This window comes from Pseudomonas sp. GW821-FHT02A08 (genome assembly GCF_059422045.1).
The window spans coordinates 42,358-68,493 of record NZ_JBWKWD010000010.1 but is presented as its reverse complement, the minus strand read 5'-3'; the positions used below and the strand labels follow the sequence as shown (position 1 = coordinate 68,493).

Genomic DNA, 26,136 nt, shown 5'->3' with positions numbered 1-26,136 from the left:
CTATAGCGATGGCCGGAAATTATACGCTTGCTGCTGGCACTGGGATGGCGATGACTCGCCAGTCATCGCCAACTGCACGAATTTCGGTGATTTTGAGTTCCGGCGCATCCTTCATTTGCGCGAGCGGCCAGTCCAGCAGCGGCCGCGCCGAGGAGCCCAAAAACTTGCCGGCGATGAAAATCTGGAACTCGTCCACCAGCCCGAGCTGGGCGAAAGCACCCGCCAGACGCGGACCAGCCTCGACCAACACCTCGTTGACGCCACGGGCGGCGAGCTCAACCAGCAGCTGACGCAGGTCGACCTGGCCATCGTAGCCGGGCACGATCAGGCATTCCGGGCCGTTGGCGTATTGCTCTTCCACCGCCACGCAAGTCGCGACCAGCGCCGGGCCGGCCTTGAAGAACGGTGCATCCAGCGGCACCCGCAGGCGTCCGTCGACCAGCACCCGCAGCGGCGGACGGCTCATGGCCAAGGCGGTTTGCTCTGCATCCAGCCCCAGCTCATCGGCGCGCACAGTCAAACGAGCATTGTCCGCCAGCACCGTATCGGCGCCGGTCAGCACCACACTGGCCTGGGCGCGCAGGCGTTGCACCGCCGAACGTGCGGCCGGGCCGGTGATCCATTGGCTTTCGCCACTTTCCATGGCCGTGCGCCCGTCCAGGCTCATCGCCAGCTTGACCCGCACGAACGGCAAGCCGTGTTCCATGCGTTTCAGGAAACCTTGATTGAGCTTGCGCGCCTCGCCTTCCAGCACACCGCTTTCGGTGGCGATGCCGGCCTGGACCAGACGTTGCAGACCGCGACCGGCGACTTCCGGGTTCGGGTCCTGCATCGCCGCGACCACGCGGGCCACACCGGCATTGACCAGTGCATCGGCGCAAGGCGGTGTGCGGCCATGGTGGCTGCAAGGTTCAAGCGTCACGTAAGCGGTGGCGCCACGAGCCTGCTCACCGGCCGCGCGCAAGGCGTGGACTTCGGCGTGGGGCTCGCCGGCGCGCTCGTGCCAGCCTTCACCGACAATCTGCCCGCCCTGCACGATCACGCAACCGACCCGCGGATTGGGGTGCGTCGTGTACTGCCCCTTGCGCGCCAGTTCCAGGGCACGGGCCATGAAATGAGCATCGAGGATGGCAAGTTCTGCGGGCGTGTTCATTCTTTCACCGGTTCACGGGCCAGGCGATCGATCTCTTCGCGGAACTCGTTGAGGTCCTGGAAGCGGCGATATACCGAAGCGAAGCGGATGTAGGCGACTTCGTCGAGCTTCTGCAGCTCGGCCATCACCAGTTCGCCGACCACGAGGGATTTGACCTCGCGCTCGCCCGTGGCGCGCAGTTTGTGTTTGATGTGCACCAGCGACGATTCGAGGCGCTCGACACTCACCGGGCGCTTTTCCAGCGCCCGCTGCATGCCGGCGCGGAGTTTTTCTTCGTCGAACGGCTGGCGACTGCCGTCGGTTTTGATCAGGCGCGGCAACACCAGTTCAGCCGTCTCGAACGTCGTGAAACGCTCGCCGCAGGCCAGGCATTCACGCCGGCGGCGCACCTGTTCGCCCTCGGCGACCAGACGCGAGTCGATGACCTTGGTGTCGTTGGCACCGCAGAAGGGACAGTGCATGGTGGCAGGCAACAAAAAAAGGGAGGGCCATGGTAGCGCATCCCGGTGGCAAGACAAGCCATAGGGTTTGCGGTATACAGACGGGATGATCACTTGATCCATGGAATTCAGCTTTATGGAGCCTGCAATGTCGTTACGTCCGCTCATTTTGCTCAGTGTTTTCAGCCTGCTGGTGGCTTGCGGCAGCGATGCACCCAAGCCCCAGCCGCCAACGCCTGGCCCGGCGCCACAGCAAGCGCAGAAGAAAGCCCGGGAGGCCGCCGAGCTTGGCCCCCTGCCCGCCCATCAGCGTGAACTGAGCGGCACCTTGCAAGGCGTACCGGCCGGCGCTGAAGTCGAACTGGCGCTTTTGGTGATCGACGATAAGGATCGCCCGCAACAATTGCTCGCCAGTTCCAGCCTGATCGGCAACAACCAGGTGCTGGCGTTTCACCTGCGTTTCAATCCGCAATCCTTCCCGGCCGGGGCCCGCGTTGAACTGCGAGGCCGCGCCAGTCAGTCCGGGCAGTTGATCCTGCACCTGCCGTCGCAGCTGATTACCCAGCCGACCACCCAGGCCCTGGGCCAACTGCAATTCGTCAAAGCCCCATGAGTGCACCGCTCGACCTGCAAAAGGCGTTGGGTGAACTGCTCGGTGATGCGCAATTGGTCGCCTGTGAGTTACCAGGGACCGACCTGAAGTTGTGGCTGATCGACGGCGACAATATGGACCGCGCCTTCAGCCCGGAAGAGACCCGGCGAATTTTGCATGAACCGCCGTACTGGAGTTTCTGCTGGGCCAGCGGTCTGGCCGTGGCCCGCTATCTGGCCGAAAACCCGCATTGGGTCGAAGGCAAACGGGTGCTGGATTTCGGTGCCGGTTCCGGGGTGGCAGGGATTGCTGCGGCGAAGGCCGGGGCGATGGAAGTGCTGGCCTGCGACCTCGACCCACTGGCGATTGCCGCTTGTCGGGCCAATGCCGAGCTCAATGATGTGCAGCTGAATTATTCGACAGACTTTTTCGCCGAGGCCGATCGCTTCGATCTGATCCTGGTGGCGGATGTGCTGTACGACCGGGCGAACCTGCCACTGCTCGACCAGTTCCTCAGCCGCGGCCGAGAGGCGCTGGTGGCGGATTCCCGAGTGCGGGATTTTCGCCATCCGTTGTACCGGCGCATAGAGATGCTGGAGGCGATGACCCTGCCGGATCTGGCCGAGCCCCACGAGTTTCGGCATGTGAGCCTGTACCACGCGCAGCGCTAGCTAAAAGCTTCGCGGGCAAGCCCGCTCCCACAATGGTTGGTGTGAACCACACATCTTGTGGCGACTTCAATCCCTGTGGGAGCGGGCTTGCCCGCGAAGGCGCCCTGTCAGGCAACACACCTCTCACGGCCAACCGCTTCCGGCCGCCCCCCACCAAGCCGTATAGTTGCCCAATTCACGCTTCTACGAGATTGCCCATGAGTCAGGAAACGCCGTACATCTTCGACGCCACGACTGCCGATTTCGACCAGTCGGTGATCGAGAACTCTTTCCACAAGCCGGTGCTGGTGGATTTCTGGGCCGAATGGTGCGCGCCCTGCAAAGTACTGATGCCGATGTTGCAGAGCATTGCCGAGAGCTATCAGGGTGAGTTGTTGTTGGCCAAGGTCAACTGCGACCTCGAGCAAGACATCGTCGCCCGCTTCGGCATCCGCAGCCTGCCGACCGTGGTGCTGTTCAAGGACGGCCAGCCTGTCGACGGCTTTGCCGGTGCCCAGCCGGAATCCGCCGTGCGCGCCCTGCTCGAACCCCATGTGCAGATGCCGCCACCGGCCGCCGCCGATCCGTTCGAGCAGGCCCGGGCGCTGTTCGACGACAGCCGTTTTGCCGATGCCGAAGCGCTACTCAAAGTGATCCTGGGTGAAGACAACACCAACGCCAAGGCACTGATTCTCTACGCCCGCTGCCTGACCGAGCGCGGTGAACTGGGCGAAGCGCAAGCCGTGCTCGATGCGGTCAAGAGCGACGAGCACAAGGCCGCGCTGGCCGGCGCCAAGGCACAGATCAAGTTTCTCGGTTTGGCCAAGGACTTGCCGGATGCCGCCGACCTGAAGGCCCGGCTGGCGAAAGACCCGCTGGACGATGAGGCGGTTTATCAACTGGCGATCCAGCAACTGGCCCGTCAGCAGTACGACGCCGCGCTGGAGGCATTGCTCAAGCTGTTCACCCGCAACCGCAGCTACAGCGAAGGCTTGCCGCACAAGACCTTGCTGCAGGTGTTCGAGTTGCTGGGCAACGATCATCCGTTGGTGAGCACCTACCGTCGTAAATTGTTTGCCGCACTGTACTAATCGCCACCTTGTAGGAGCGAGCAAGCTCGCTCCTACAACCAGCGGTACAACGGTGTATCGCCGCCGCTTTCCACTTTCACATCCGCACAATGGCGCAAGCGCACCAACAGGCGTTTGCCCGCCGCCGCACTGCCGGTCAGGCCTTCCAATTGATCGAGCAAATCCGGTCCACTCAACTGTCCGGCCTTACGCAGCAAATCCCGGGCGATCTGCCACAGCGCATCATCCTGATTCAGCGGTTTCGCCACAGGGGCGCTGACCGGGGATTTTTCTACCTGCAACTGCGCCCCTAATCGCGCCCAGTCCGCATCGTCCATCTCCAGGGTCAAATCCACCGGCCAGTCGCCGATGCTTCCGCGAATTCGCAACATAGGTCTGCTCCCGCACATTTCTTCCCGGCATGGTCCCATGGGACTTGTGCAACGCCAAGCAGGCAGTCAAACTCTCCGCACTTACGTTATAAGATCACATAACATTTTCTTCATTTTACTTTTCGGAGACTCGCCATGCGTCGTCTGCTTCTCGCCCTGCCGTTTGCCATGTTGCCGCTGGCTGTCGCCCATGCCGCCGCCGAACACGATCATGAACATGGCAGCCTGAGCGCCCACGAACATGGCGTGGGACGCCTGAACGCGGCGCTGGACGGCAAGACCCTGGAACTGGAGCTGGAAAGCCCGGCCATGAACCTGGTGGGTTTCGAGCACGTCGCCACCAGCGAAGCAGACAAAGCCAAAGTCGCCGCCGTCCGTGCTCGACTTGAGCAACCACTGGCCCTGTTCAACCTGCCGAAACCCGCCGGTTGCGTGGTGGAGAACCAGGAACTGGAAAGCCCGCTGTTCGGCGGCCAGCACGAGGCCGACGATGATCACGATGAAGACGCCAAGGACAAAGACGGCCACGAACATCACCATGATCACAGCGAAATCAACGCTCGCTATCAGTTCACCTGCGCCACGCCAGACGCGCTGAAGACCCTGGACCTGACGAATATTTTCACCAGCTTCCCGGCCACCCAAAAAATTCAGGTACAACTGATCGGCCCGAGCGGGCAGCAAGGGGTTGATGTGACGGCCAAGGCTGCTGCACTGAAACTCTGATCCACCGCAAATCAAATGTGGGAGCGGGCTTGCTCGCGAAAGCGCCGTATCAGTTTGCATCAATGTCTCTGACACACCGCATTCGCGAGCAAGCCCGCTCCCACAGGGTTCACCACCAACCAGACCGGTTTCACATGACCCAAGCACTCATCGAACTGTCCGACCTGGGCTTCAGCTGGCCCGGTCACCCGCCGCTGCTGGACATCCCGGCGTTCCGCCTGGAGCGCGGCGAAACCCTGTTCCTCAAAGGCCCCAGTGGCAGCGGCAAGACCACCCTGCTCGGCCTGCTCGGCGGTGTGCAAAAACCTGATCGCGGCAGCATCCGCCTGCTCGGCCAGGAACTGACGCAACTCTCGGCCGGCGCCCGCGACCACTTCCGCGTCGATCACACCGGCTACATCTTCCAGCAGTTCAACCTGCTGCCGTTTCTATCGGTGCGTGAAAACGTCGAACTGCCCTGCCACTTCTCGAAACTGCGCGCCGAACGGGCAAAACAGCGCCACGGCAGTGTCGACAAAGCAGCCGCCACGCTACTCGCCCACTTGGGTTTGAAGGATGAAAGCATCCTCGGTCGCCGCGCCGATTCGTTGTCCATCGGCCAGCAGCAACGGGTCGCCGCCGCCCGCGCGCTGATCGGTCAACCGGAACTGGTGATCGCCGACGAGCCGACCTCGGCCCTCGATTACGACGCCCGCGAGAATTTCATTCGCCTGCTGTTCGCCGAGTGCCGCGACGCCGGGTCGAGCCTGTTGTTCGTTAGCCACGACCAGAGCCTGGCGCCACTGTTCGACCACAACCTGTCGCTGGCCGAACTCAATCGCGCCGCTACCCCGTCCGAGGTCTGAGATGTATCTGTTTCGTCTAGCCATGGCCAGCCTGGCTAACCGCCGCTTCACCGCGATCCTTACGGCTTTCGCCATCGCCCTCTCGGTGTGCCTGCTGCTGGCGGTGGAGCGCGTGCGCACCGAAGCCAAGGCCAGTTTCGCCAGCACCATCAGCGGCACCGACCTGATCGTCGGCGCCCGCTCAGGCTCGGTGAACCTGTTGCTGTACTCAGTGTTCCGCATCGGCAATGCCACCAACAACATCCGCTGGGACAGCTTCGAACATTTCGCCAGCAACCCGAAAGTGAAATGGGCGATCCCGATGTCCCTCGGCGACTCCCATCGCGGCTACCGGGTGATGGGCACCACCGAAGCCTACTTCGAGCATTACCAGTACGGCCGCCAGCAACACCTGCAATTGAGCGATGGCCGCGCCTTCGAAACCGACCCGTTCGAAGTGGTGCTCGGTGCCGAAGTGGCCGAGGCACTGCACTACAAACTCGGTGACAAACTGGTGCTGGCCCACGGCGTGGCGGCGATCAGCCTGGTCAAGCACGACGACAAACCGTTCACCGTGGTCGGTATTCTCAAGCGCACCGGCACGCCGGTGGACCGCACGTTGCACATCAGCCTCGGTGGGATGGAAGCGATTCACATCGACTGGCATAACGGCGTACCGGCTCGGGGCGAGGGGCGCATCACCGCCGATCAGGCGCGCAACATGGACCTCACGCCGCAAGCGATCACCGCGTTCATGCTCGGTCTGAACAACAAAATTTCGACCTTTGCCCTGCAACGGGAAATCAACGAATTCCGCGGCGAACCGATGCTGGCGATCCTGCCGGGCGTGGCGTTGCAAGAGCTGTGGAGCCTGATGGGCACTGCGGAAAAAGCCTTGTTCGTGGTCTCGCTGTTTGTGGTGCTGACCGGGTTGATCGGCATGCTCACGGCCATTCTCACCAGCCTCAACGAACGCCGCCGGGAAATGGCGATCCTGCGCTCGGTGGGTGCTCGGCCATGGCACATCGCAACGCTGTTGGTGCTCGAAGCCTTTGCCCTGGCACTGTCGGGCGTGATCGCCGGTGTGGTGTTGCTGTATGTGTGCATCGCGGCGGCCCAAGGGTACGTGCAAGCCAACTACGGCCTGTTCCTTCCGCTGTCCTGGCCGAGCGAGTATGAATGGACGCTGCTCGGTGGCATCCTGATCGCCGCGTTGCTGATGGGCAGCGTGCCGGCTTGGCGCGCCTATCGCCAATCCCTGGCCGATGGCCTGTCGATTCGTTTATGAGGACGTTGAAAATGCCCCGCGCTGTACTTGCGCTGTTGATGCTGGTCGCCCTGCCCTTGTGGGCGGCCCAGCCAAAAGACCTGACCTGGTCGGAGATGATCCCGCCCGACGCGCCGAAAGAAGTGCCGAACATGACGCCGCTGCACGATCTGTCGCAGATGAGCAGCACGCTCTCGGCAGAGTCGGCGCCAGCAGCAAAGCAGGACATGCCCAACGCACCGGTGGTCAAGACCCTCGACGGCCAGAACATTCGCCTGCCGGGATACATCGTGCCCCTGGAGGTGAGCGAGGAAGGCCGCACCACGGAGTTTCTGCTGGTGCCGTATTTCGGCGCCTGCATCCATGTGCCGCCACCGCCGTCGAACCAGATCGTGCACGTCAAGAGCGAAGTCGGCGTGAAGCTTGACGAGCTGTATCAGCCTTACTGGATCGAGGGGGCATTGCAGGTCAAGGCGTCCACCAGCGAACTGGCGGATGCCGGGTATCAGATGGAGGCGGACAAGATTTACCTGTATGAATTGCCGGAGTGAAGCCGGAGTTTCCTTGTCGCCAACACAATCGCCATCGCGGGCAAGCCCGCTCCCACAGGTGCAATGTTGAAACAAAAATCTTCAGCAGCGCGCAACTCCTTGTGGGAGCGGGCTTACTCGCGAAGGGGCCATCAAAAACACCACAAAAATCACGCCCTTCCCACTTTCATTGAGCTGCATCAAAAGACCGAATAGTTAGCCGGCTTACCATTGGACATCGAACATTTTTAACGTCCTCTGGAGCCCCCATGAACAAGTCCTTGCTCAGCGCTTCGCTGGTTGCCCTCGCGCTCGCAGCCCCGCTCGCCAATGCTTTCGAAGCCGGTGACATCATCCTTCGTGCCGGCGCCATCACCGTCAACCCCGAGGCTGACAGCTCCAGCGTCAAGGTTGATCAAGGCCCGCTCGCAGGTGCCGACCTGGGTGGCAAGGCGACCATGAGCAGCGACACGCAACTGGGCTTGAACTTCGCCTACATGCTCACCAACCACCTGGGTATCGAGCTGCTGGCGGCCACACCGTTCGAGCATGACGTGAAACTCAAGGGCACGGCTCTGAGCGCGGCCAACGGCAAACTCGGCACCCTCAAGCACCTGCCGCCGACCTTGAGCCTGGTGTACTACCCGCTGGATCCGAAGTCGGCCTTCCAGCCGTACGTCGGCGGCGGCATCAACTACACCTATATCTACGACGAACACGTTGGCAGCCAGGCGCAGTCCGCCGGTTTCAGCAACTTCAAGGCGGAAAACTCCTGGGGCCTGGCGTGGCAGGTCGGTGCTGACTACATGCTGACCGACAACATCATGATCAACGCCCAGGTGCGCTACATCGACATCGATACCCGCGCCACTGTCGAGAACAACTCGATTGCCCCAGGTACCCGGGCACGTGTGGACGTCGATGTAGACCCGTTCATCTACATGGTTGGCCTGGGCTACAAGTTCTAAGCGACATTGCTGGAAGAATGTTCACGTGGTGGTGAACCTGGCCACAGGAATTACATAAGCTGTCAAAGCAAATTCCGGCCACAAAAAAGGCGTCCTTGATGGACGCCTTTTTTGTGGCTGCAAGAATCTCAGCGCCCCAGTAACCGCGCCAGCCCCACACGCATCGGTGTCTGCCCTGTGGTAGTGAAGCGCTCCAGCAGACGCCGGTTGTTCGCCCGGGAATGGCGGATGTCACCGGAGCGCGCCGGGCCGTAGCTTACCGGTGGCAACTTGCCGACCACGGCTTCAAGCGCTTCGAGCATTTGCTTGAGGGTCGTCGCCTGGTTCCAGCCAACATTGACCGCACCGGCTTCTACCCGGGGCTTCTCGATGGCCTGCACCAGCAAGTCGACCAGGTCTTCGACGTAGACAAAATCCCGGGTCTGCTCACCATCGCCGAACACGGTGATCGGCAAGCCCTTCAGTGCTCGCTCGCTGAAAATGCTGATCACCCCGGAGTACGGCGAGGACGGATCCTGGCGCGGTCCGAAAATGTTGAAGAAGCGGAAAATCACCGGCTCCAGCCCATGCTGACGACGGTAGAAATCGAAGTACTGCTCGCTGGCCAGTTTGTCCACCGCATACGGCGTCAGCGGCGCCTTGGGCGTGTCTTCGTCGATCGACTCACCTTCACCATTGTTGCCATACACCGCCGCGCTGGAGGCAAACAGCACGCGCTTGACCCCAGCCTGGCGCATGGCTTCGCAGACGTTCAGCGTGCCGATGAAATTGCTCTGGTGCGTACGCACCGGATCGTCCACCGAGGCCTGTACCGACGCCACGGCGGCCAGGTGCGCCACGGCGCTGCAACCGGTCATCGCCTGGGCGACCAAAGCCGCATCGGCCACGTCGCCGACGATCAGTTCGACCCTGGGATTGTCCAGCGGCAGATTGCTGCGCTTGCCGGTGGACAGGTCATCGAGAACCCGCACCGCATGGCCCTTGGCAAGCAGGGCGTCAGTCAGGTGTGAACCAATGAAACCGGCACCACCGGTGATTAAAACGGGGCCGTCAGCCATGGCGATAGAACCTGTCCAGTAGACCGGGAAGCGCCGCACGCCAGGCGCGCGGTTTGATTCCAAAGGTGTGCAGAATTTTTTTGCAGGCCAGTACCGCGTGTTGCGGCTCTTCCGCAGCATCCGGACGCGCGGCGTGGGCCTGGGCGGTCGGGGCTTCGATGGCCAGCGGATGCAGGCTGCGGGCTTCGGTCAGAATCGCCTGCCCCAGCGCCAGCGGCGTGGTGGCCTCATGCCCGGCGTAGTGGTAGGTGCCCCACAGCGGCGCGGCGCAATCGAGTTGCTTGAGCACAGAAATGATCACACGGGCGGCATCGTCGACCGGCGTCGGATTGCCGCGCCGGTCGTCGGCCATCAGCAGCTCTTCGGGTTGTTCGGCACGGGCGAGGAAGCGGCCAAGGGCGCCATCCGGGCTGTCGTCCAGCAGCCAGCCGAAACGCAGCAGCACGTGTTGCGGGCAGGTGGCGCGCACGCTTTGCTCGATCCGCCACAAGGCCTGCCCCCGCAAGCCCAGGGGCACCGGTTCGTCTTTTTCGCTGTAGGCCGTGGCTCGGGAGCCGTCGAACACGCGATAGCTGGAGGGTTGCAGCAGCACGATGTTGTGGTGCTGGCACAGCTCCGCCAGACGCTCGATCGCGCGTTCCTGGCCGGCCAGGCGCGATTCGCTCACTGCCTCGGCCTGAAACCAGTCGAAGTAGTAGGCAAGATTGATCAATGCATCGGGACGGGTGTCGTCGAGCAGTTGTGTCAGGCTCGCGGCATCCCAGCCGTCTTCGGGCGGGCGGGGAGCGAGGAAACCGATGTCTTCCTCCGCACCGAGGCGAATCAGCGCCTGCCCAAGGGCATTTCCGCCGCCCAGTAACATAAGGCGCATTCGCATAGAGTCAGCAGGCCCAGTCTGATTGAAACAATGGCTTTATCGACACCGCCCCCAGGCGATGTCGTTGGTAATTGCCGGAATCGTTGCATTTTGCGGGTTTAGAGCGCAACCGTCATCCGTAAAGTGTAGATGTCCGACTTTTGCGGTGCCTGGACTGACCTCTTCGCGGGCAAGCCCGCTCCCACACTGGATTTGGGTACACCGCCGATCCCCTGTGGGAGCGGGCTTGCCCGCGAAGAGGCCCTGAAGGCCACTAGAGATCCCGAGCGGTACTTGCATCTTCAGCCCCCACCCGCATAACTTGCTGCATGAACCTGCCCATCCCCGCAGACAGTGCCCTGAGCGGCTTCCACCCTGCCGTCAGCGCCTGGTTCAGCCACACGTTCCCGGCGGTCACCGCCGCCCAGGCCCGGGCGTGGCCGTTGATCCGCCAGCGCCGCTCGACCCTGGTCGCCGCGCCCACCGGTTCCGGCAAGACCCTCACCGCCTTTCTCGCCGTCATCGACGACCTGGTGCACCGCGGCCTGGAAAGCCCCGAAGGCTTGCCCGACGCCACCCTGGTGGTCTACGTCTCGCCCCTCAAAGCGCTGTCCAACGACATCCGGATCAACCTGCAAAACCCGCTGGCCGGCATTACCGAGCAATTGCGCGTGATGGGCCTGCCGCCATTGCAGATCACCACCGCCGTTCGCACCGGTGACACACCGCAAAAAGACCGTTCGGCGATGCGCAAAACGGCGCCGCACATACTGGTGACCACGCCGGAATCCCTGTATGTGCTGCTCGGTTCCGACTCGGGCAGGCAGATGCTCGGCACGGCGCAAACGGTGATCGTCGACGAAATCCACGCCATGGCCGCCAGCAAGCGCGGCAGCCATCTGGCACTGAGCCTTGAACGCCTGCAAGCCCTCTGCCCGGAGCCGCTGCTGCGCATCGGTCTGTCGGCCACGCAAAAACCCATCGAAGCCGTCTCGCGCTTCCTGGTCGGTCGCGACCGCCCGTGCGAGATCGTCGACATCGGCCACGCCCGCCCCCGCGACCTGGACATCGAAGTGCCGCCCGTGCCGCTATCGGCCGTGATGGCCAACGATGTCTGGGAACTGGTGTACGACCGCCTCGCCGCCCTCGCCCGGGAGCACCGGACCACGCTGATTTTCGTCAACACCCGGCGCCTGGCCGAACGCCTGAGCCGGCACCTGAGCGAGCGCCTGGGCAAGGATGCCGTGGCGGCGCACCACGGCAGCCTGGCCAAGGAGTTTCGCCTGGACGCCGAGCAGCGACTCAAGCGCGGCGACCTGCAAGTGCTGATCGCCACAGCGTCGCTGGAACTGGGGATCGACATCGGCGACGTCGACCTGGTCTGCCAGATCGCCTCGCCGCGTTCGATTGCCGGGTTTCTGCAACGGGTCGGCCGTTCCGGGCACCAGGTCGGCGGCACGCCCAAGGGCCGTTTGTTCGCCACCACCCGCGACGACCTGATCGAATGCGCCGCGCTGCTCGACTGCGTGCGCCGGGGCGAACTCGATACCTTGCTGATCCCGCAAGCGCCGCTGGACGTACTGGCGCAGCAGATCATCGCCGAAGTCAGTTGTCAGGAGTGGCCGGAGCAAGCGCTACTGGAGATGCTGCGCCGCGCCTCGCCCTACGCCGCACTCGACGACAAACACTATCAGGCACTGCTGCACATGCTCGCCGAGGGTTACAACGGGCGTCAGGGCATCCGTAGCGCCTACCTGCATCGCGACGCCGTGAGCCGCACCCTGCGCGGCCGCCGGGGCGCGAAACTGACGGCGGTGACCAGTGGCGGGACCATTCCGGACAACGCCGACTACAGCGTGCTGCTGGAGCCTCAAGGGCTGAACATCGGCACCATCAACGAAGACTTTGCGGTGGAAAGCATTGCCGGGGATATCTTCCAGTTGGGCAATACGTCCTATCGGATCCTGCGGGTGGAAACCGGTAAGGTTCGGGTCGAGGACGCCCAGGGCCAGCCGCCGACCATTCCGTTCTGGCTCGGTGAAGCACCTGGGCGCAGCGCCGAATTGTCTGCGGCGGTGGCGCGCTTGCAGGCGCAACTTGACGACCTGCTGGGTGCCGCGCCAGGCAACTTGCAGCCAGCGCTCGACTGGCTGACCGAGACCCTGGGCCTGAACCTCGCCAGCGCCGAACAACTGGTGGATTACCTGGCCCGAGCGCGACAGACGCTGGGTGCCCTGCCATCCCAAGACACGCTGCTGATGGAGCGCTTTTTCGACGAGTCCGGCGGCACCCAACTGGTCATTCACACGCCGTTCGGCAGCCGCATCAACCGCGCCTGGGGCCTGGCCCTGCGCAAGCGTTTCTGTCGCACCTTCAACTTCGAACTGCAGGCCGCCGCCAGCGAAGACGCCATCGTGCTATCGCTGTCCACCAGCCACAGCTTTGAACTGGACGACGTCTGGCGCTACCTGCACAGCAACAGCGCCGAACACATCCTGATCCAGGCCGTGCTCGACGCGCCGCTGTTCGGCGTGCGCTGGCGCTGGAATGCCAGCGTGGCCCTGGCCCTGCCGCGCTACAGCGGTGGGCGCAAAGTCCCGCCACAGATTCAGCGGATGAAAAGCGACGACCTGATCGCCAGCGTGTTTCCCGATCAGATTGCCTGCGTGGAAAACCTCGCCGGCGAACGGGAAATTCCCGACCATCCGCTGGTGGAACAGACCCTCGACGATTGCCTGCACGATGCCATGGACACCCAAGGTTGGCTGGCACTGTTGCGGCGTATGGAACGCGGTGACATCCGCCTGATCAGCCGCGACTTGCCGGCGCCTTCGCCGCTGGCGGCGGAGATACTCAGCGCCCGGCCCTATACCTTTCTCGACGATGCACCACTGGAAGAACGCCGCACCCAGGCCGTGCTCAACCGCCGCTGGAGCGACCCGCAATCCACCGACGACCTCGGTGCCCTGGACGCCGAGGCGATTGCCGCTGTACGCGACGAAGCCTGGCCAGCGCCCTGCGGTGTCGATGAAATGCACGAGGCCTTGATGGGCCTGGCGTGCATCACCGATACCGAAGCCGGCGCCAATCCGCAGTGGCCCGACTGGCTCAATACCCTGGCCGACAGCGGACGTGCGGGCCGTTTGCAGATCAATGCCGGGCAATCGTTGTGGCTGGCACTGGAGCGCCTGACTTGCCTGCGGGCGATCTATCCACAAGCCGAATTGACGCCCGCCCTGCAAGCGCTGCCGGACTTCGATGAAGTCTGGGAAACCGACGAAGCCGTCCTCGAACTGATCCGCGCACGGCTAAGCGCCTTCGGGCCGCTGGCGCTCGATCGCATTGCCGAACCACTCGGCTTGCCCGCTGCACAAGTGAACCAGGCCCTGGCGCAACTGGAACGCGAAGGCTACGTGCTGCGCGGCCGCTTCACCCCGGGCACCGCCGGGGAAGAATGGTGCGAGCGGCACTTGCTGGCGCGGATTCACCGCTACACGGTCAAGCGCCTGCGTCGGGAAATCGAACCGGTGGCATTGCAGGACTTCATGCGATTCCTGTTCGACTGGCAGCATGTGTCGACCGCGAGCCAGGTCCAGGGCGCGGCAGCATTGCCAGCCGTTACTGCGCAATTCGAAGGCTACCCCGCCGCCGCTTCAGCCTGGGACAGCGACATCCTGCCAGCGCGAATCAAGGACTACTCGGCAACCTGGCTCGATGAACTGTGCCGCAGTGGCAGATTGGTGTGGACGCGCCTGACTGCGAACAACAAAAGCGCCAGCACCGCCCTGCGCAGCACGCCGATTGTGTTGCTGCCGCGCAACCGGGTCGGCCTCTGGAGCGGCTTGACCGAACAGACGCCGGTCAGCGAACTGTCGCCGAAAACACAAAAGGTCCACGCCGCCCTCAGCCAGCATGGCGCGCTGTTTTTCGACGAACTGATCCATGAGGCCCACCTGCTGCGTTCAGAGCTGGAGATCGCCCTGCAGGAACTGGTGGGCGCGGGGCTGGTGAATGCCGACAGCTTCGCCGGATTGCGCGCACTGATTACCCCGGCCAGCAAGCGCCAGCCGCGCAACAGCCGGCGTGGACGCGGGGCATTCATCGGTGGCATGGACGACGCCGGGCGCTGGGCCCTGTTGCGACGCGCGCCGGTGGTGCAAAACCAGCGGATGCCTGCCGAAACCCTTGAACACATCGCCATGACCTTGCTGCGCCGCTACGGCGTGGTGTTCTGGCGCTTGCTGGAGCGTGAGGCAGACTGGTTGCCGAGCTGGCGCGAACTGCTGCGTACGTTCCATCGCCTGGAGGCGCGGGGCGAGATTCGCGGCGGGCGGTTTGTCAGTGGCCTGGCGGGCGAGCAATTCGCCCTGCCCGAAGCGATTCCCTTGTTGCGCGAGGTCCGGCGTCGACCCCATGACGGCAGCCTGGTCGCGGTGTGCGGGGTCGATCCACTGAACCTCGCCGGAACGCTATTGCCCGGCGCGAAAGTCCCGGCGCTGGCGAGCAATCGGCTGGTGTATCGGGACGGGTTGCCGGTTGCTGCCGAGATTGCCGGCAAGCCGCTTTTTTGGTTGGAGCTGGATCAGCAGGCGAGTGCCGAGGTGCGCAGCAAGCTGATCCGGCATTGAGGGTGCCTGGTCTGGCCCCTTCGCGAGCAAGCCCGCTCCCACAGATGATCTGTGTCGTTCACAAATCCCCCTGTGGGAGCGGGCTTGCTCGCGAAGGGGCCAGTACTGTCGACAAAAAACTATTGAGACCGCGGCCGACCCGGCATCAGCACCGCCGAATGATCCGGCTCATGCCCTGCCTCGACTGGCGGCTCGACCGGATGCCGCGGCACCAGCGCCTGCTGTGGATAAGTCTGCGCGAAATGCACCCACGGGCAGTTATCCACAAGCTTTTTCAAACGCTGGTTGAAGGCCCGGCTCACCGCGTATTGCCCCCCGGACACCGTGCGGAATTGCGCGGTCAGCACCACACCATTGAGGTCCATCCTGTCGACGCCAAACACATCCAGCGGCCCTTGCAGGTTGTAGCGCAGGAACGGGTCGCTGCAGATGGAATGCCCCGCCTCGCGGATCAGTTCGATGGCCTTGTCGACATCGGTGTCGTAGGTCAATTGCACCGAAAAAAACGCATAGGCGAATTGCCGCGACTGGTTGGTCACGGCCTTGATCTGCCCAAACGGCACCGAGTGTACGAAGCCCTTGCCATCGCGCAGGCGCAAGGTGCGGATGGTCAGGCCTTCGACCGTGCCTGCGTGACCGGAATCGAGCACCACCCAGTCACCGATGGACAAGGTGTCTTCGATGATGATGAACAGCCCGGTAATCACGTCCTGCACCAGTTGCTGGGAACCGAAACCGATCGCCAGGCCGATGACCCCGGCACCAGCCAGGAACGGCGCGACGTTGATCCCAAGGTTGGCCATTGTGGTGATCGCGCAGATCACCACCAGGATGATTTTGATCGCATTGCGCAACAACGGCAGGATGGTTTTCACCCGCGTACTCGGCTGGCGCGCCGAGCGCTTGTTGGTCGGTGGTTTCAGAGCTTCCTGTATCGCCGTGTCGAGCACCACCCAGACCATCCAGGTCACCAAGAGGATCAGACCGATGTGGCTCAGGGAATCACTGATCGCCCGGCCCACGGCATTGCTCACCGCGAATTCGAACAGCGACACGCCCCAGATTCGCCCGAGGATATCGATGAACACGATGGCCATGCCGATGCGCAGCAAGGCATGGGACAGGTTGAGAAAACGTTCCTTGTAGGCGCCGCTGCGGCGCAGGTCCGCTTCGCTGCGGGCCTTGAACAAATGGTGCAGCGTGGTGCTGAGAAACACCGTGGCAATCAGCAGCACCGTGGTGAACAAGGCGCTGCGCAGCACTCTCTGGTTGTCCGCCCCGGCACCGATCAGATTGATGATCGAAACCAGTACCATCAACAGAATCGGCCAGTACCAGAGCCCGGAAAATATCCGCAGGGTTTCACGCAACGCCGGCTGACTTTGGCGCTGGGCCAGCGGCAGGATGCGGATCACGTGAGCGACCGGGCGGCGCATGCGGATCACCAGCAAGCCGAAGGAAATCGATGCCGCCAACCCGGTAAACACGGCGATGCTGCTGGTGAGGTTGCTGCCCAGTTGATGGGCGATCTGCGGGCTGGTCAGGGCGTCGCTCAATGCCACCAGAAAGCCGATAACGAACAATGGGCGGGGACTCTTCTCGCGGATGATCTGCACCGCCCGCCGCTTGTGCCCGGCATTGAACACCACCACCAGCGACAGCACCAATGACGCGGAAAATATCCCCGCGCTGGCGGCATAAGCCAGACACAGTGCCAGCGCCCGTCCCGCCGATATCGGCAAAAACTGGCTGGCATAAATCGTCAACGGCAGACTGATCACCGCCGCAAAGGTGTAGGGCAGCATGTATCTGAGCAACGCCTGGCCCCGTTCACGACTGAGCAGCAGACGATGCTCGCACAGCCGCCTGGCGACCATCCGCCCGAGCAGCCAAAGACAGGCAAACACCACCGTCCACACGCAGGTCAGCAGCAGGAAATCTCCGGCGACGCTCCAGGGCGAACGGGCCGACGGCTGATTGACCAACTGATCCACTTCATCGACCGCGAGATCGGCACGCAGGCGCCAGACGTCGACGAGGTTTTCGTTGAGATCGAGTTTGGTCTGGACCTCGTCGATGCTTGTACTGATGGCCCCCAGTAACCCGCCTTGCACCAGCGGTTCGGGGTGGGCCGGCGGAGTTGCTGCGGTCGCGGTGGCGGGCAGCCCCGGTATCGCGGCGGCCTCCAGTTGCTCGCTGCCCACAAACAGCAACGCTCCCAGCAGTATCGCGGTCTTGAGCCTGATCAAAGCACCCGCTCCTTTGGCTGTGTCTGTATGGAACTGATCGAGAAATGCCGGGCAAGTTCGGATATGGCTCCCTCGCCACTGATTAACACCCGCGCTCGCGATCTTTGCGCCCAGGGCAAATATCAAATGTCCTCCCCTGTATTTTTCCGCACAACCCAAACCCCGACACTGCGCTCCATCGAATGAATCCACCGGAGTTGCAGCCATGCCCATTGCCTTGCTCGCGCTGACCCTCAGCGCCTTTGCCATCGGGACGACAGAGTTCGTCATCGTTGGCCTGTTACCCACTATTGGCGCCGACCTCGGCGTCAGCCTGCCGTCCGCCGGCCTGCTGGTCAGCCTGTACGCCCTCGGCGTCGCCGTCGGCGCCCCGGTGCTGACCGCCCTCACCGGCAAGGTTCCGCGCAAGTTGCTGCTGTTGTCGCTGATGGTGCTGTTCACCCTCGGCAACCTGCTGGCGTGGCAAGCACCAGGTTACGAGTCGCTGATCCTCGCACGGATCGTCACCGGCCTGGCCCACGGGGTGTTTTTCTCGATCGGCTCGACCATCGCCACCAGTCTAGTGCCGAAGGAAAAAGCCGCCAGCGCGATTGCCATCATGTTCACCGGCCTGACCGTGGCGCTGGTCACAGGCGTGCCGCTGGGGACATTCATCGGCCAGCATTTCGGCTGGCGTGAAACCTTCCTTGCCGTTTCGGTCCTGGGCGTGATCGCCTTCATCGGCAGCCTGATCTACGTGCCGAACAATATCGCCCACAGCAAACCCGCATCGTTGTTGCAGCAATTGCAGGTGCTCAAGCAACCGCGCCTGCTGCTGGTGTATGCCATGACGGCCGTCGGCTACGGCGGCTCGTTCATTGCCTTCACCTTCCTCGCGCCGATTCTTCAGGACCTCTCCGGCTTCAGCGCCGGCACCGTCAGCCTGGTGCTGCTGGTCTACGGTATGTCCGTGGCCGTCGGCAACATCTGGGGCGGTAAACTCGCGGACAAGCGCGGCCCGATCAACGCCCTTAAAATCATCTTTGCCCTGCTCGCCGCCGTGTTGTTCGTGCTGACCTTCACCGCCGGCAATCCGTGGCTGGCGCTGGCCACCGTGCTGGTCTGGGGCGCGGTAGCATTCGGCAACGTGCCGGGGTTGCAGGTGTATGTGGTGCGTCAGGCCGAGCATTACACCCCGCAGGCGGTGGACGTGGCGTCCGGCCTGAACATCGCGGCATTCAACCTCGGTATTGCCGGTGGCGCCTGGGGCGGCGGCCTGATCGTGGCCCACATGGGGTTGATTCATACCGCGTGGATCGGTGCTCTGGTGGTGTTGGTGGCACTGGCGTTGACCGCTTGGAGTGGGCGTCTTGATCGCCTCGGCCCGGTGTTCGCCGAACCGGCTGAAGGGACGACCCGGATCGTTGCTGGCCACTGAGGGACCCTGTGGGAGCGGCGGTGCGGCGATCCGACTTGCCCGCGAAGGCGTCGGCACACTCGACAATGAAGTGACTGAAACACCGCTTTCGCGAGCAAGTCGGATCGCCGCACCGCCGCTCCCACACTGGATGGATGTGAGTTCAAGTCGGGTACCGTCTGTAGCCCCGTCGAAACTTTCGCCGCCGCCCCAGGGTCATCCAATGACAGGAGCCGTCAGGCGGGAGGCGACATGACAGCGAATCACACCGATATTCCCGCACACTCAAACGCAACCGAGATGCGGGTACAGGGTTCGTCCGTCACTTGTCGTTTCACCGTGCTGACGGTCAACACCCATAAAGGTTTCACCGCGCTGAACCGGCGTTTCATCCTGCCGGAACTGCGTGAAGCGGTGCGCAGCGTGTCTGCCGATGTGGTGTTTTTGCAGGAAGTCCACGGCACTCACGAACAGCATCCCAGGCGCTACACCAACTGGCCGGCGATGCCGCAATACGAGTTCCTCGCCGACAGCCTGTGGCCGCAGTTCGCCTATGGCCGCAATGCAGTGTATCCGGCGGGCGATCACGGCAATGCGTTGTTGTCGAAGTTCCAGATCATCCGCTACGACAACCTCGACGTGTCCTTCAGCGGCCACGAGAACCGCGGGCTCTTGCATTGCGTGTTGCGCTTGCCCGGCGACGGCCAGGAAGTGCACGCCATTTGCGTACACCTGGGGTTGCTCGAAACCCATCGCACCGCGCAACTGAAGCTGCTCGCCCAGCGCCTGGACGCCCTGCCGGGAGACGCCCCGGTGATTGTCGCCGGGGACTTCAACGATTGGCGCCAGCGCGCCGATGCATTGCTCAAGCCCAGCGGTTTACGCGAAGTCTTCGCCGCGCATCATGGCAAACCGGCGCGCAGTTTCCCCGCACGCTGGCCGGCATTGCGCCTGGACCGCATCTACGTACGCAACCTCAAGGCCAGCCATCCGCAAGTGCTGACCTCCCGGCCCTGGTCGCACCTTTCCGACCACGCTCCGCTGTCGGTGGAGATCGAGCTATGAGCAGCCAGTCGATGGAAAAAAACACGCTGGAACACATCCCCGCTCCGCCCACCTTCGAGCCGACAGCGGTCGATGTCGAATATGGCTGGCAAGGCAGCAATCGGATCGAGTTGCTGGAAAATGGCGAGGCGTACTTTCCCCGGGTGTTTGAAGCCCTGCGCCGGGCGCAAAGTGAAATCCTGCTGGAAACCTTCATCGTGTTCGAGGACAAGGTCGGCAATGAGCTGCAACAGATCCTGATCGAAGCCGCTCAACGCGGCGTGCGCACCACCGTCAGCCTCGACGGCTTTGGCTGCGGCGAACTGAGTACCGGGTTTCTCACCGCCCTGACCGCCGCCGGTGTGCACCTGCAAATGTTCGACCCGGCACCCAAGCGCCTGGGCATCCGCACCAACTGGTTCCGGCGCCTGCACCGCAAGATTGTGGTGGTCGATGGCACCGTAGCGTTCGTCGGCGGGATCAACTTTTCCGCCGATCATCTGGCCGATTTCGGCCCCGAGGCCAAACAGGATTATTCCGTAGAAGTGCAAGGCCCGGCCGTGGCCGATATCCATCACTTTGCCCTGCTGCAATGCGGTCGCCCGGCGCACGCCAAATACTGGTGGCAACACCGTCGACAGCGGCGCTCGGAACTGGCCTTCAACGACCACGATGGCCAGGTGCGGCTGGTGTACCGCGACAATGGGGAACACCAGACCGACATCGAGGAAGTTTACCGCCATGTATTGCGCCAGGCGCAGCGCCGGGTGGTGATCGCCAACGCCTACTTCTTTCCCGGTTTCCGTTTGCTGCGCGAGATCCGCAACGCGGCCCGCCGAGGCGTGGATGTGCGGCTGATCCTGCAGGGCCAGCCAGACATGCGGGTGGCAAGGCTCGCGGCGCGTATGACCTACGATTACTTGCTCAAATCCGGGGTGAAGATCTACGAATATTGCGACCGCCCGCTGCACGGCAAGGTCGCGCTGGTGGATGAGGACTGGAGCACCGTTGGCTCGAGCAACCTCGACCCGTTGAGCCTGTCGATGAATCTGGAAGCCAATGTGCTGATCCGCGACCGTGGCTTCAACCGAGTTCTGTTCGATCGCCTGGAAGACCTCAGCGACAACCATTGCAAGGCCATGTCTCACGACATCGCGCCACGCGGGCGGGTCTGGCACATGACCATCGGTTTTCTGGTGTTTCACTTCCTGCGGCATTTCCCGGCTTGGGCCGGTTGGTTGCCGGCGCATAAACCTCGCCTGAAACCCTTCCCCCCTCCGACCGGGAGCGCTGACCATGAACCGCGCTGAGCCCGGCACGGCAACTCACGCCAAAAGCCATGGCAAGTCGCACTGGAGTCGCTGGAAACGACCGCTGACGATGCTGTTTTTCCTGATGCTGATCGTGCTGTTCACCATGCTCGCCCAGCGCCTCGAATGGAACGAAGTGTTCGATAACCTGGCTGATTTCAAGGTGCGCACACTGATTATTGCGTCGGGGCTGACCCTGGTGAGTTTTCTGGTGTACGCCTGCTTCGACCTGATCGGCCGCACCTACATCCGCCAGAACCTGACCTGGAAGCAGATCCTGCCCGTAGGGATCATCAGCTACGCCTTCAACCTGAACCTGAGCGCCTGGGTCGGCGGTATCGCCATGCGTTACCGGCTGTATTCGCGGCTAGGGGTCAGCAAGAGCAATATCGCGAAGATCCTTGGCCTGAGCCTGGCGACCAACTGGTTCGGCTACATGGTCATTGCCGGCGCCGTGTTCAGCAGCGGGCTGGTGCGCATGCCGCCGGGCTGGAAGCTCAACAGCAGTGCGCTGCAAGGCGTGGGGGTCTTGTTGTTGCTGTTGAGCGCCGGCTACCTGGTGGCGTGCCAGTTTGCCAAACGTCGGGAGTGGGCGATTCGCGGTATCGAAATCGACCTCCCGTCCTTGCGCATGGCGGTGCTGCAACTGACCCTCGGTGCGCTGAACTGGTCGCTGATGGCCGCGGTGATCTTCAGCTTGCTGCCGAGCAAACTGGACTATCCACTGGTACTGGGCGTGCTGTTGATCAGCGCCATCGCCGGGGTCATCACCCACATCCCGGCCGGGCTCGGCGTGCTCGAGGCGGTGTTCGTGGCGCTGCTGCAACACGAGGTTTCGCGGGGCAGCCTGGTGGCCGGGCTGCTGGCCTATCGAGCGATCTATTTCATCCTGCCGCTATTGATTGCCCTGGTGATGTACCTGTTGGTGGAGGCCAAGGCCAAGGCGTTGCGGATTACCAGGAAACCCAAATGATTTGGGGTGTGCTTGCGGACGCCTTCGCGGGCAAGCCCGCTCCCACAGTTGATCGGTGATGAACACATTCTTTGTGAACACCTGCAGACATTGTGGGAGCGGGCTTGCCCGCGAAGGCGTCCGCATGCACACCGCAAATCACTGGGATTGAATAATGCTCAACCGCTCCCCGACCACCATCTCGGTAATCCAGTCGACAAGGATCGAGGTGTAGGCCTGCTGGGAAACCGGGTCGCTCAAGGCGTGGTCGGCACCGTCGATGATGCGGTGAGTCATTGAGTGCGTCTGCTGGCAGGCCGCCCGGTAGCTCATGATCGTCGCGTGGGGCACGTAGTCGTCGGTCTCCGACTGCACCAGCAGGACATCCCCGGTGAATTGTGAGCAGGCATGCAAGGCACGATTGCTGTCGGCGCACACCCGGGTGCTTCGGTAGTCGCGCAGATCCAGCTTGTCCAGGTCGCGTTTCGGCGCGTGCCATTGCTCGTCGCGATACAGCGCCGGCACCCGCAACGCCAGCCAGCGAACGGGCCTCAGCGAGGTCAGGATCGAAGCCAGATACCCCCCGTAGCTGGTACCGACCACGGCAATCGCCGAGGTATCGAGGGCCGGGTGCGCGAGCAAGCGGTCATAGGCTGCCAGCAGGTCGCGCAGATTGTCCTCCCGGGTCACCCGGGACAATGGAATGCCGGTGCCACCGGTGTGCCCGCGCAGGTCGAAGGTCAGGCACACACAACCCAACCCGGCGATGCCTTTGGCGCGCTCCAGGTCCCGCTCCTGACTACCGCCCCAACCGTGCACAAAAAGCACGCCGGGGACTTTCGATTTGGGGCTCAGAAAAGTCCCGCTCATCTGTTCATTATCGATATCGATCTGAATGGATTCGCTTCTAGCCGTCATAGGATTTAACCGTTACATACTTGAGGAGAAATTCACTGCTTTGCGCCGGCCCGCGATACACCTCGATGGCATCTGTCGGCAGCGGCTGATCAATGTAGGTTTCCACCGAAGACACACGAATCGCGCGCATCCCCGGATCGTTGACGAAACTCTGCAAAGCCGCCACCTCGGCACTGCTGGCACCGCCCATGCGCCAGGACTGTTCGAGCACGCCGCTGCGCTGTTTGCCGTCGCTATCGATGCCCTGAGCGATGTCGTAGTTGCGCCGTGACGCATAGAAACGCGGATAGGCTTCATCCGCGGCGCTGTCGAACACCTGCGCCTGCTTGATAGCCATCCGCACGTCATCGGCCAGGTCCAGCTTCAATAAATCGTCATAGCTGCCCTGCACCACCAACAGGTTCGAGCCGCCATACACTTCCTCGCCCCCGGCGTCTTTGGTCAAGTATTGATCACCGCAGTAACTCAGCACCTTGTCGCCGATTAAACTCTGGCCGACGCTGTGGGTAATCACCTGATCAAGATCCTGCTCCAGCACCACACCTTCGGTGAAGGTCGCGTCAGCCTCGGGCCTGGCCAGAATTTCATCGAACACGTCGAGGCTTTGGATCACTTCCTGACCACGTCCGGCGCAAGCGTGTATCGGCTTCAGGCGGATCGGCCCGGTGTACAACAGATGCTCCGCCGCCGGGCGCGCATCCTTCAGGGAGAACACGCTGAGACCGTCGAGCACCACGCTGCGCACCCGCTCGGAAAACAACGGCGCCCAGCCTGGCGGCGCATGGGCATGGTGGTTGAGCAGCCCATGACTGATGGCTTTGGTACAGATGAAATCATGGTCGACATAACCCCCCCACAAATCCTCCGGTCCCTTGACCCCCAGTTGCCGGGCAGCCTCAGCGCCCACCAGCGTCTGGGTCGGCAACAGGTAGAGGTCCCGACCGTCGTGCAATTGCGAATCGTAGCTGCCGCCGTACTTGAGTCCCATTATCTGCGCCAGCCAGCGGGCGAGTGCACGGTTGGTTTCGACTTCGTGCAGCGGCGCGTCGGCGCGTACCGAATGGGCAACCACCAGTTTTTTGCGGTTTGTTGGGGTCATGCATCCCCCTTCAATCGACGCTTGATGAATGTAGCTGAAGGGGTGCAGAGATCAGGCCAAGGCCCGTTACGGCAAAAGGGGTTTTAAATCAGCCCGTTGCGTAGAAAGTGATGGCATTGGGCCTGTTTTATTCTGCACGACGCCCTTTGATACTCCGGCATTTTGCACGACTCAAGACTGGCACAAACCCCATGTGGGAGCGGGCTTGCTCGCGAATGCGGACTTTCAGTCAACATTTGCGGTGAATGACACTCTGCCTTCGCGAGCAAGCCCGCTCCCACAGAGGACTTGTGGATGGGCCTACCGCGCTACTGCCCCCGGCGTCACCCCGAACCGCGTCCGATAATCACTCGGCGCCAGCCCGGTGATTTTCTTGAACGTCGCGCGAAACGCTCCGGGGTCCTGATAACCCACCGTCCAGGCAATATGGTCGATGGTGCCGTTGGTGAATTCGAGCATTTCCCGGGCCTTGCCGACTCGCAGATGCTGGCAGTATTCGGTGGGTTTGAGCCCGGTTGCGGCGCGGAAGCGTCGCAGGAAGGTGCGTTCTTCCAGCCCTGCCTTTTCGGCCATTGCCGCCAGCGACACATCGGTCGCCCCGGTGCTTTGCAGCCAGTGCTGCACCTTGAGGATCGCCGCATCGCCGTGGCTGAGGATCGGCGCAAAATTGCTGCCGCACTCACTGGCGCTGTCGCTATGTTCCACCACCAGAAAACGTGCGGTATTGGTGGCGATGCTCGGCCCCAGCAGCCGGTTGACCAGGCGCAGACCCAGTTCCGACCAGGCCATCAGCCCGGCGGTGGTAATCAGGTCGCCGTCATCGACAATCGGCGTATCGGCCTTGAGCCGGATCGCCGGATAACGTTCGGCGAAGGCTTTGGCCGAGGTCCAGTGAGTCGTGGCGCTGCGCCCGTCGAGCAGACCACTTTCGGCCAACAGGATAGAACCCACGCAAACCCCGCCCAGTGTCGCACCGCTGGCATGTTGCTCATGCAACCAGCGGATCAATCCCTGTGACGCCTGGCCCTCGGAAAAACCGGCAATCGAAGGCGGAATCAACACGGCCACCAGGGCGCGCTCCGGGCCAGGATGGCTGTCGAACACCCGATCCGGTGGCTGATCGCCTTCGACCTGCCAATGACTGACCCGCAACAGCGGCAACTGCGCAGACTGATGCTCGGCGGCGATCCGGTTGGCCACCCCGAACAAATCCGTCAAGCCATGCACCGCCGCCATCTGCGCGCCGGGATAGATCAGCACACCGAGTTCGGCGATTGCCCTTTCTGCGTCCATTGTCAGTTTTCCCCCTTCTATTGTCGGTGCGGCCAATCCCCGGATCGTCTGCCAGGGCCAATACTTGATTCCACACCAACACACACTTCGAGGAAACAGTCATGGCCAAGCAAGCGCTCATCGTAGTCGATATCCAGAACGACTACTTCCCCCAAGGCAAGTGGCCGCTGGTCGGTGCCGACGCCGCTGCAGACAACGCCACACGCCTGATCAAGGCCTTCCGCGACGCAGGGGATTCGGTGGTGCATATCCGCCATGAATTCACCTCCGAAGAGGCGCCGTTTTTCACCCCGAACTCCGAAGGCGCCAAGCTGCATCCCAAGGTCCTCAACCGCGCCGACGAACCGGTGGTACTCAAGCATTTCGTCAACTCGTTCCGTGAAACCGAACTGAAATCGATCCTCGACGAACAAGACATCAAGGAACTGGTGGTCGTGGGCAGCATGAGCCACATGTGCGTGGACGGCATCACCCGTGCGGCGGCGGATTTTGGCTATACAGTCACCGTGATCCACGACGCCTGCGCCACCCGTGACCTGGAGTTCAATGGTGTGACAGTTCCGGCGGCGCAGGTTCATGCAGCGTTCATGGCGGCCCTGGCGTTTGCGTATGCCAGCGTGGTGTCGACCGACGAGTTCCTGATAGGAAGCCAGAAGGTGTAAACCTCATTCAGGACGAGACAGCAAAAATGAAAAAGCCCATGGCCTCACATGCCATGGGC

At 62.6% G+C, this 26,136-nt stretch carries 23 protein-coding genes; 14 read left to right on the top strand and 9 right to left on the bottom strand.

The window, feature by feature from the left end; genetic code table 11:
- Nucleotides 1–19: 19 nt before the first annotated feature.
- Complete coding sequence (gene ribD / locus AC07W4_RS09995) at nucleotides 20–1,153, bottom strand: bifunctional diaminohydroxyphosphoribosylaminopyrimidine deaminase/5-amino-6-(5-phosphoribosylamino)uracil reductase RibD (RefSeq protein WP_495032297.1); 1,134 nt, start codon at nucleotides 1,151–1,153, stop codon at nucleotides 20–22.
- The gene (gene nrdR, locus AC07W4_RS09990; RefSeq protein WP_003228656.1) at nucleotides 1,150–1,614 is read right to left on the bottom strand and encodes a transcriptional regulator NrdR; all 465 of its coding nucleotides are present in this window, start codon (nucleotides 1,612–1,614) and stop codon (nucleotides 1,150–1,152) included. Before nrdR ends, ribD begins: the two co-directional genes overlap by 4 nt.
- A gap of 127 nt (nucleotides 1,615–1,741) precedes the next feature.
- On the opposite strand from nrdR, the gene AC07W4_RS09985 reads away from it, so the two are divergent.
- From AC07W4_RS09985 to trxA, 3 genes are all read left to right on the top strand, one after another.
- Nucleotides 1,742–2,206 carry a YbaY family lipoprotein gene (locus AC07W4_RS09985; protein WP_008053842.1) on the top strand — a complete coding sequence of 155 codons (465 nt, stop codon included), beginning with the start codon at nucleotides 1,742–1,744 and terminating at the stop codon, nucleotides 2,204–2,206.
- On the top strand, nucleotides 2,203–2,856 hold the full coding sequence (locus AC07W4_RS09980; RefSeq protein ID WP_495032296.1) for a class I SAM-dependent methyltransferase: 654 nt from the start codon (nucleotides 2,203–2,205) through the stop codon (nucleotides 2,854–2,856). The genes AC07W4_RS09985 and AC07W4_RS09980 overlap by 4 nt, the downstream gene beginning before the upstream one ends.
- Nucleotides 2,857–3,053: 197 nt before the next feature.
- Nucleotides 3,054–3,926 carry a thioredoxin gene (gene trxA / locus AC07W4_RS09975; RefSeq protein WP_495032295.1) on the top strand — a complete coding sequence of 291 codons (873 nt, stop codon included), beginning with the start codon at nucleotides 3,054–3,056 and terminating at the stop codon, nucleotides 3,924–3,926.
- 32 nt (nucleotides 3,927–3,958) lie between these two features.
- Here the strand turns inward: trxA and AC07W4_RS09970 are convergent, their stop codons facing one another.
- The gene (locus AC07W4_RS09970) at nucleotides 3,959–4,297 is read right to left on the bottom strand and encodes a hypothetical protein (RefSeq protein ID WP_008053845.1); all 339 of its coding nucleotides are present in this window, start codon (nucleotides 4,295–4,297) and stop codon (nucleotides 3,959–3,961) included.
- Between the two features lie 135 nt (nucleotides 4,298–4,432).
- Here AC07W4_RS09970 and AC07W4_RS09965 point away from each other — a divergent pair, with 135 nt between their 5' ends.
- From AC07W4_RS09965 to AC07W4_RS09945, 5 genes are all read left to right on the top strand, one after another.
- Nucleotides 4,433–5,023, top strand: a complete 591-nt coding sequence (locus AC07W4_RS09965; protein WP_495032294.1) for a DUF2796 domain-containing protein — start codon at nucleotides 4,433–4,435, stop codon at nucleotides 5,021–5,023.
- 134 nt (nucleotides 5,024–5,157) lie between these two features.
- On the top strand, nucleotides 5,158–5,868 hold the full coding sequence (locus AC07W4_RS09960) for an ABC transporter ATP-binding protein (protein ID WP_495032293.1): 711 nt from the start codon (nucleotides 5,158–5,160) through the stop codon (nucleotides 5,866–5,868).
- Nucleotide 5,869: 1 nt separating this feature from the next.
- Entirely contained in the window at nucleotides 5,870–7,135 is a 1,266-nt protein-coding gene (locus AC07W4_RS09955; RefSeq protein ID WP_495032292.1) for an ABC transporter permease, read from the top strand.
- A gap of 11 nt (nucleotides 7,136–7,146) precedes the next feature.
- Nucleotides 7,147–7,665 carry a DUF3299 domain-containing protein gene (locus AC07W4_RS09950; RefSeq protein WP_090451674.1) on the top strand — a complete coding sequence of 173 codons (519 nt, stop codon included), beginning with the start codon at nucleotides 7,147–7,149 and terminating at the stop codon, nucleotides 7,663–7,665.
- Between the two features lie 248 nt (nucleotides 7,666–7,913).
- Complete coding sequence (locus tag AC07W4_RS09945) at nucleotides 7,914–8,612, top strand: OmpW/AlkL family protein (RefSeq protein ID WP_495032291.1); 699 nt, start codon at nucleotides 7,914–7,916, stop codon at nucleotides 8,610–8,612.
- Between the two features lie 128 nt (nucleotides 8,613–8,740).
- Here AC07W4_RS09945 and AC07W4_RS09940 read toward each other — a convergent pair whose 3' ends face one another.
- Both AC07W4_RS09940 and AC07W4_RS09935 read right to left on the bottom strand, forming a co-directional pair.
- Entirely contained in the window at nucleotides 8,741–9,670 is a 930-nt protein-coding gene (locus tag AC07W4_RS09940; protein ID WP_495032290.1) for an NAD-dependent epimerase/dehydratase family protein, read from the bottom strand.
- Nucleotides 9,663–10,547 carry a sugar nucleotide-binding protein gene (locus tag AC07W4_RS09935; protein ID WP_008053852.1) on the bottom strand — a complete coding sequence of 295 codons (885 nt, stop codon included), beginning with the start codon at nucleotides 10,545–10,547 and terminating at the stop codon, nucleotides 9,663–9,665. Before AC07W4_RS09935 ends, AC07W4_RS09940 begins: the two co-directional genes overlap by 8 nt.
- A gap of 308 nt (nucleotides 10,548–10,855) precedes the next feature.
- On the opposite strand from AC07W4_RS09935, the gene AC07W4_RS09930 reads away from it, so the two are divergent.
- On the top strand, nucleotides 10,856–15,154 hold the full coding sequence (locus AC07W4_RS09930; RefSeq protein ID WP_495032289.1) for a DNA glycosylase AlkZ-like family protein: 4,299 nt from the start codon (nucleotides 10,856–10,858) through the stop codon (nucleotides 15,152–15,154).
- 119 nt (nucleotides 15,155–15,273) lie between these two features.
- Here the strand turns inward: AC07W4_RS09930 and AC07W4_RS09925 are convergent, their stop codons facing one another.
- A complete protein-coding gene (locus AC07W4_RS09925; protein WP_495032288.1) occupies nucleotides 15,274–17,403 on the bottom strand; it encodes a mechanosensitive ion channel family protein in 2,130 nt (709 codons plus the stop codon).
- A 205-nt stretch (nucleotides 17,404–17,608) separates the two neighbouring features.
- On the opposite strand from AC07W4_RS09925, the gene AC07W4_RS09920 reads away from it, so the two are divergent.
- From AC07W4_RS09920 to AC07W4_RS09905, 4 genes are all read left to right on the top strand, one after another.
- Nucleotides 17,609–18,820: an MFS transporter gene (locus AC07W4_RS09920; protein WP_495032287.1), complete on the top strand. Its 1,212-nt coding sequence runs from the start codon at nucleotides 17,609–17,611 to the stop codon at nucleotides 18,818–18,820.
- 279 nt (nucleotides 18,821–19,099) lie between these two features.
- The gene (locus AC07W4_RS09915; protein ID WP_495032343.1) at nucleotides 19,100–19,864 is read left to right on the top strand and encodes an endonuclease/exonuclease/phosphatase family protein; all 765 of its coding nucleotides are present in this window, start codon (nucleotides 19,100–19,102) and stop codon (nucleotides 19,862–19,864) included.
- Nucleotides 19,861–21,153 carry a cardiolipin synthase ClsB gene (clsB, locus tag AC07W4_RS09910; protein ID WP_495032286.1) on the top strand — a complete coding sequence of 431 codons (1,293 nt, stop codon included), beginning with the start codon at nucleotides 19,861–19,863 and terminating at the stop codon, nucleotides 21,151–21,153. The genes AC07W4_RS09915 and clsB overlap by 4 nt, the downstream gene beginning before the upstream one ends.
- The gene (locus tag AC07W4_RS09905) at nucleotides 21,140–22,126 is read left to right on the top strand and encodes a lysylphosphatidylglycerol synthase domain-containing protein (RefSeq protein ID WP_495032285.1); all 987 of its coding nucleotides are present in this window, start codon (nucleotides 21,140–21,142) and stop codon (nucleotides 22,124–22,126) included. Before clsB ends, AC07W4_RS09905 begins: the two co-directional genes overlap by 14 nt.
- Before the next feature lie 138 nt (nucleotides 22,127–22,264).
- On the opposite strand, the gene AC07W4_RS09900 is transcribed toward AC07W4_RS09905, so the two are convergent.
- The 3 genes from AC07W4_RS09900 to AC07W4_RS09890 all read right to left on the bottom strand — a co-directional run bounded on the left by AC07W4_RS09900 (nucleotide 22,265) and on the right by AC07W4_RS09890 (nucleotide 25,415).
- Entirely contained in the window at nucleotides 22,265–23,023 is a 759-nt protein-coding gene (locus tag AC07W4_RS09900) for an alpha/beta hydrolase family protein (protein WP_495032284.1), read from the bottom strand.
- Entirely contained in the window at nucleotides 23,013–24,122 is a 1,110-nt protein-coding gene (locus AC07W4_RS09895; RefSeq protein ID WP_495032283.1) for a DUF3182 family protein, read from the bottom strand. The genes AC07W4_RS09900 and AC07W4_RS09895 overlap by 11 nt, the downstream gene beginning before the upstream one ends.
- 300 nt (nucleotides 24,123–24,422) lie before the next feature.
- On the bottom strand, nucleotides 24,423–25,415 hold the full coding sequence (locus AC07W4_RS09890; protein WP_495032282.1) for a GlxA family transcriptional regulator: 993 nt from the start codon (nucleotides 25,413–25,415) through the stop codon (nucleotides 24,423–24,425).
- A gap of 101 nt (nucleotides 25,416–25,516) precedes the next feature.
- Between AC07W4_RS09890 and AC07W4_RS09885 the strand changes: the two genes are divergently transcribed.
- A complete protein-coding gene (locus AC07W4_RS09885) occupies nucleotides 25,517–26,077 on the top strand; it encodes a cysteine hydrolase family protein (RefSeq protein ID WP_495032281.1) in 561 nt (186 codons plus the stop codon).
- Nucleotides 26,078–26,136: the final 59 nt, after the last annotated feature.

What these genes read in the sequence shown, in the direction of transcription:
- ribD (WP_495032297.1), bottom strand. Translation starts at nt 1,153, where the DNA reads ATGAACACGCCCGCAGAACTTGCCATCCTCGATGCTCATTTCATGGCC.
- nrdR (WP_003228656.1), bottom strand. Translation starts at nt 1,614, where the DNA reads ATGCACTGTCCCTTCTGCGGTGCCAACGACACCAAGGTCATCGACTCG.
- AC07W4_RS09985 (WP_008053842.1), top strand. Translation starts at nt 1,742, where the DNA reads ATGTCGTTACGTCCGCTCATTTTGCTCAGTGTTTTCAGCCTGCTGGTG.
- AC07W4_RS09980 (WP_495032296.1), top strand. Translation starts at nt 2,203, where the DNA reads ATGAGTGCACCGCTCGACCTGCAAAAGGCGTTGGGTGAACTGCTCGGT.
- trxA (WP_495032295.1), top strand. Translation starts at nt 3,054, where the DNA reads ATGAGTCAGGAAACGCCGTACATCTTCGACGCCACGACTGCCGATTTC.
- AC07W4_RS09970 (WP_008053845.1), bottom strand. Translation starts at nt 4,297, where the DNA reads ATGTTGCGAATTCGCGGAAGCATCGGCGACTGGCCGGTGGATTTGACC.
- AC07W4_RS09965 (WP_495032294.1), top strand. Translation starts at nt 4,433, where the DNA reads ATGCGTCGTCTGCTTCTCGCCCTGCCGTTTGCCATGTTGCCGCTGGCT.
- AC07W4_RS09960 (WP_495032293.1), top strand. Translation starts at nt 5,158, where the DNA reads ATGACCCAAGCACTCATCGAACTGTCCGACCTGGGCTTCAGCTGGCCC.
- AC07W4_RS09955 (WP_495032292.1), top strand. Translation starts at nt 5,870, where the DNA reads ATGTATCTGTTTCGTCTAGCCATGGCCAGCCTGGCTAACCGCCGCTTC.
- AC07W4_RS09950 (WP_090451674.1), top strand. Translation starts at nt 7,147, where the DNA reads ATGCCCCGCGCTGTACTTGCGCTGTTGATGCTGGTCGCCCTGCCCTTG.
- AC07W4_RS09945 (WP_495032291.1), top strand. Translation starts at nt 7,914, where the DNA reads ATGAACAAGTCCTTGCTCAGCGCTTCGCTGGTTGCCCTCGCGCTCGCA.
- AC07W4_RS09940 (WP_495032290.1), bottom strand. Translation starts at nt 9,670, where the DNA reads ATGGCTGACGGCCCCGTTTTAATCACCGGTGGTGCCGGTTTCATTGGT.
- AC07W4_RS09935 (WP_008053852.1), bottom strand. Translation starts at nt 10,547, where the DNA reads ATGCGAATGCGCCTTATGTTACTGGGCGGCGGAAATGCCCTTGGGCAG.
- AC07W4_RS09930 (WP_495032289.1), top strand. Translation starts at nt 10,856, where the DNA reads ATGAACCTGCCCATCCCCGCAGACAGTGCCCTGAGCGGCTTCCACCCT.
- AC07W4_RS09920 (WP_495032287.1), top strand. Translation starts at nt 17,609, where the DNA reads ATGCCCATTGCCTTGCTCGCGCTGACCCTCAGCGCCTTTGCCATCGGG.
- AC07W4_RS09915 (WP_495032343.1), top strand. Translation starts at nt 19,100, where the DNA reads ATGCGGGTACAGGGTTCGTCCGTCACTTGTCGTTTCACCGTGCTGACG.
- clsB (WP_495032286.1), top strand. Translation starts at nt 19,861, where the DNA reads ATGAGCAGCCAGTCGATGGAAAAAAACACGCTGGAACACATCCCCGCT.
- AC07W4_RS09905 (WP_495032285.1), top strand. Translation starts at nt 21,140, where the DNA reads ATGAACCGCGCTGAGCCCGGCACGGCAACTCACGCCAAAAGCCATGGC.
- AC07W4_RS09900 (WP_495032284.1), bottom strand. Translation starts at nt 23,023, where the DNA reads ATGACGGCTAGAAGCGAATCCATTCAGATCGATATCGATAATGAACAG.
- AC07W4_RS09895 (WP_495032283.1), bottom strand. Translation starts at nt 24,122, where the DNA reads ATGACCCCAACAAACCGCAAAAAACTGGTGGTTGCCCATTCGGTACGC.
- AC07W4_RS09890 (WP_495032282.1), bottom strand. Translation starts at nt 25,415, where the DNA reads ATGGACGCAGAAAGGGCAATCGCCGAACTCGGTGTGCTGATCTATCCC.
- AC07W4_RS09885 (WP_495032281.1), top strand. Translation starts at nt 25,517, where the DNA reads ATGGCCAAGCAAGCGCTCATCGTAGTCGATATCCAGAACGACTACTTC.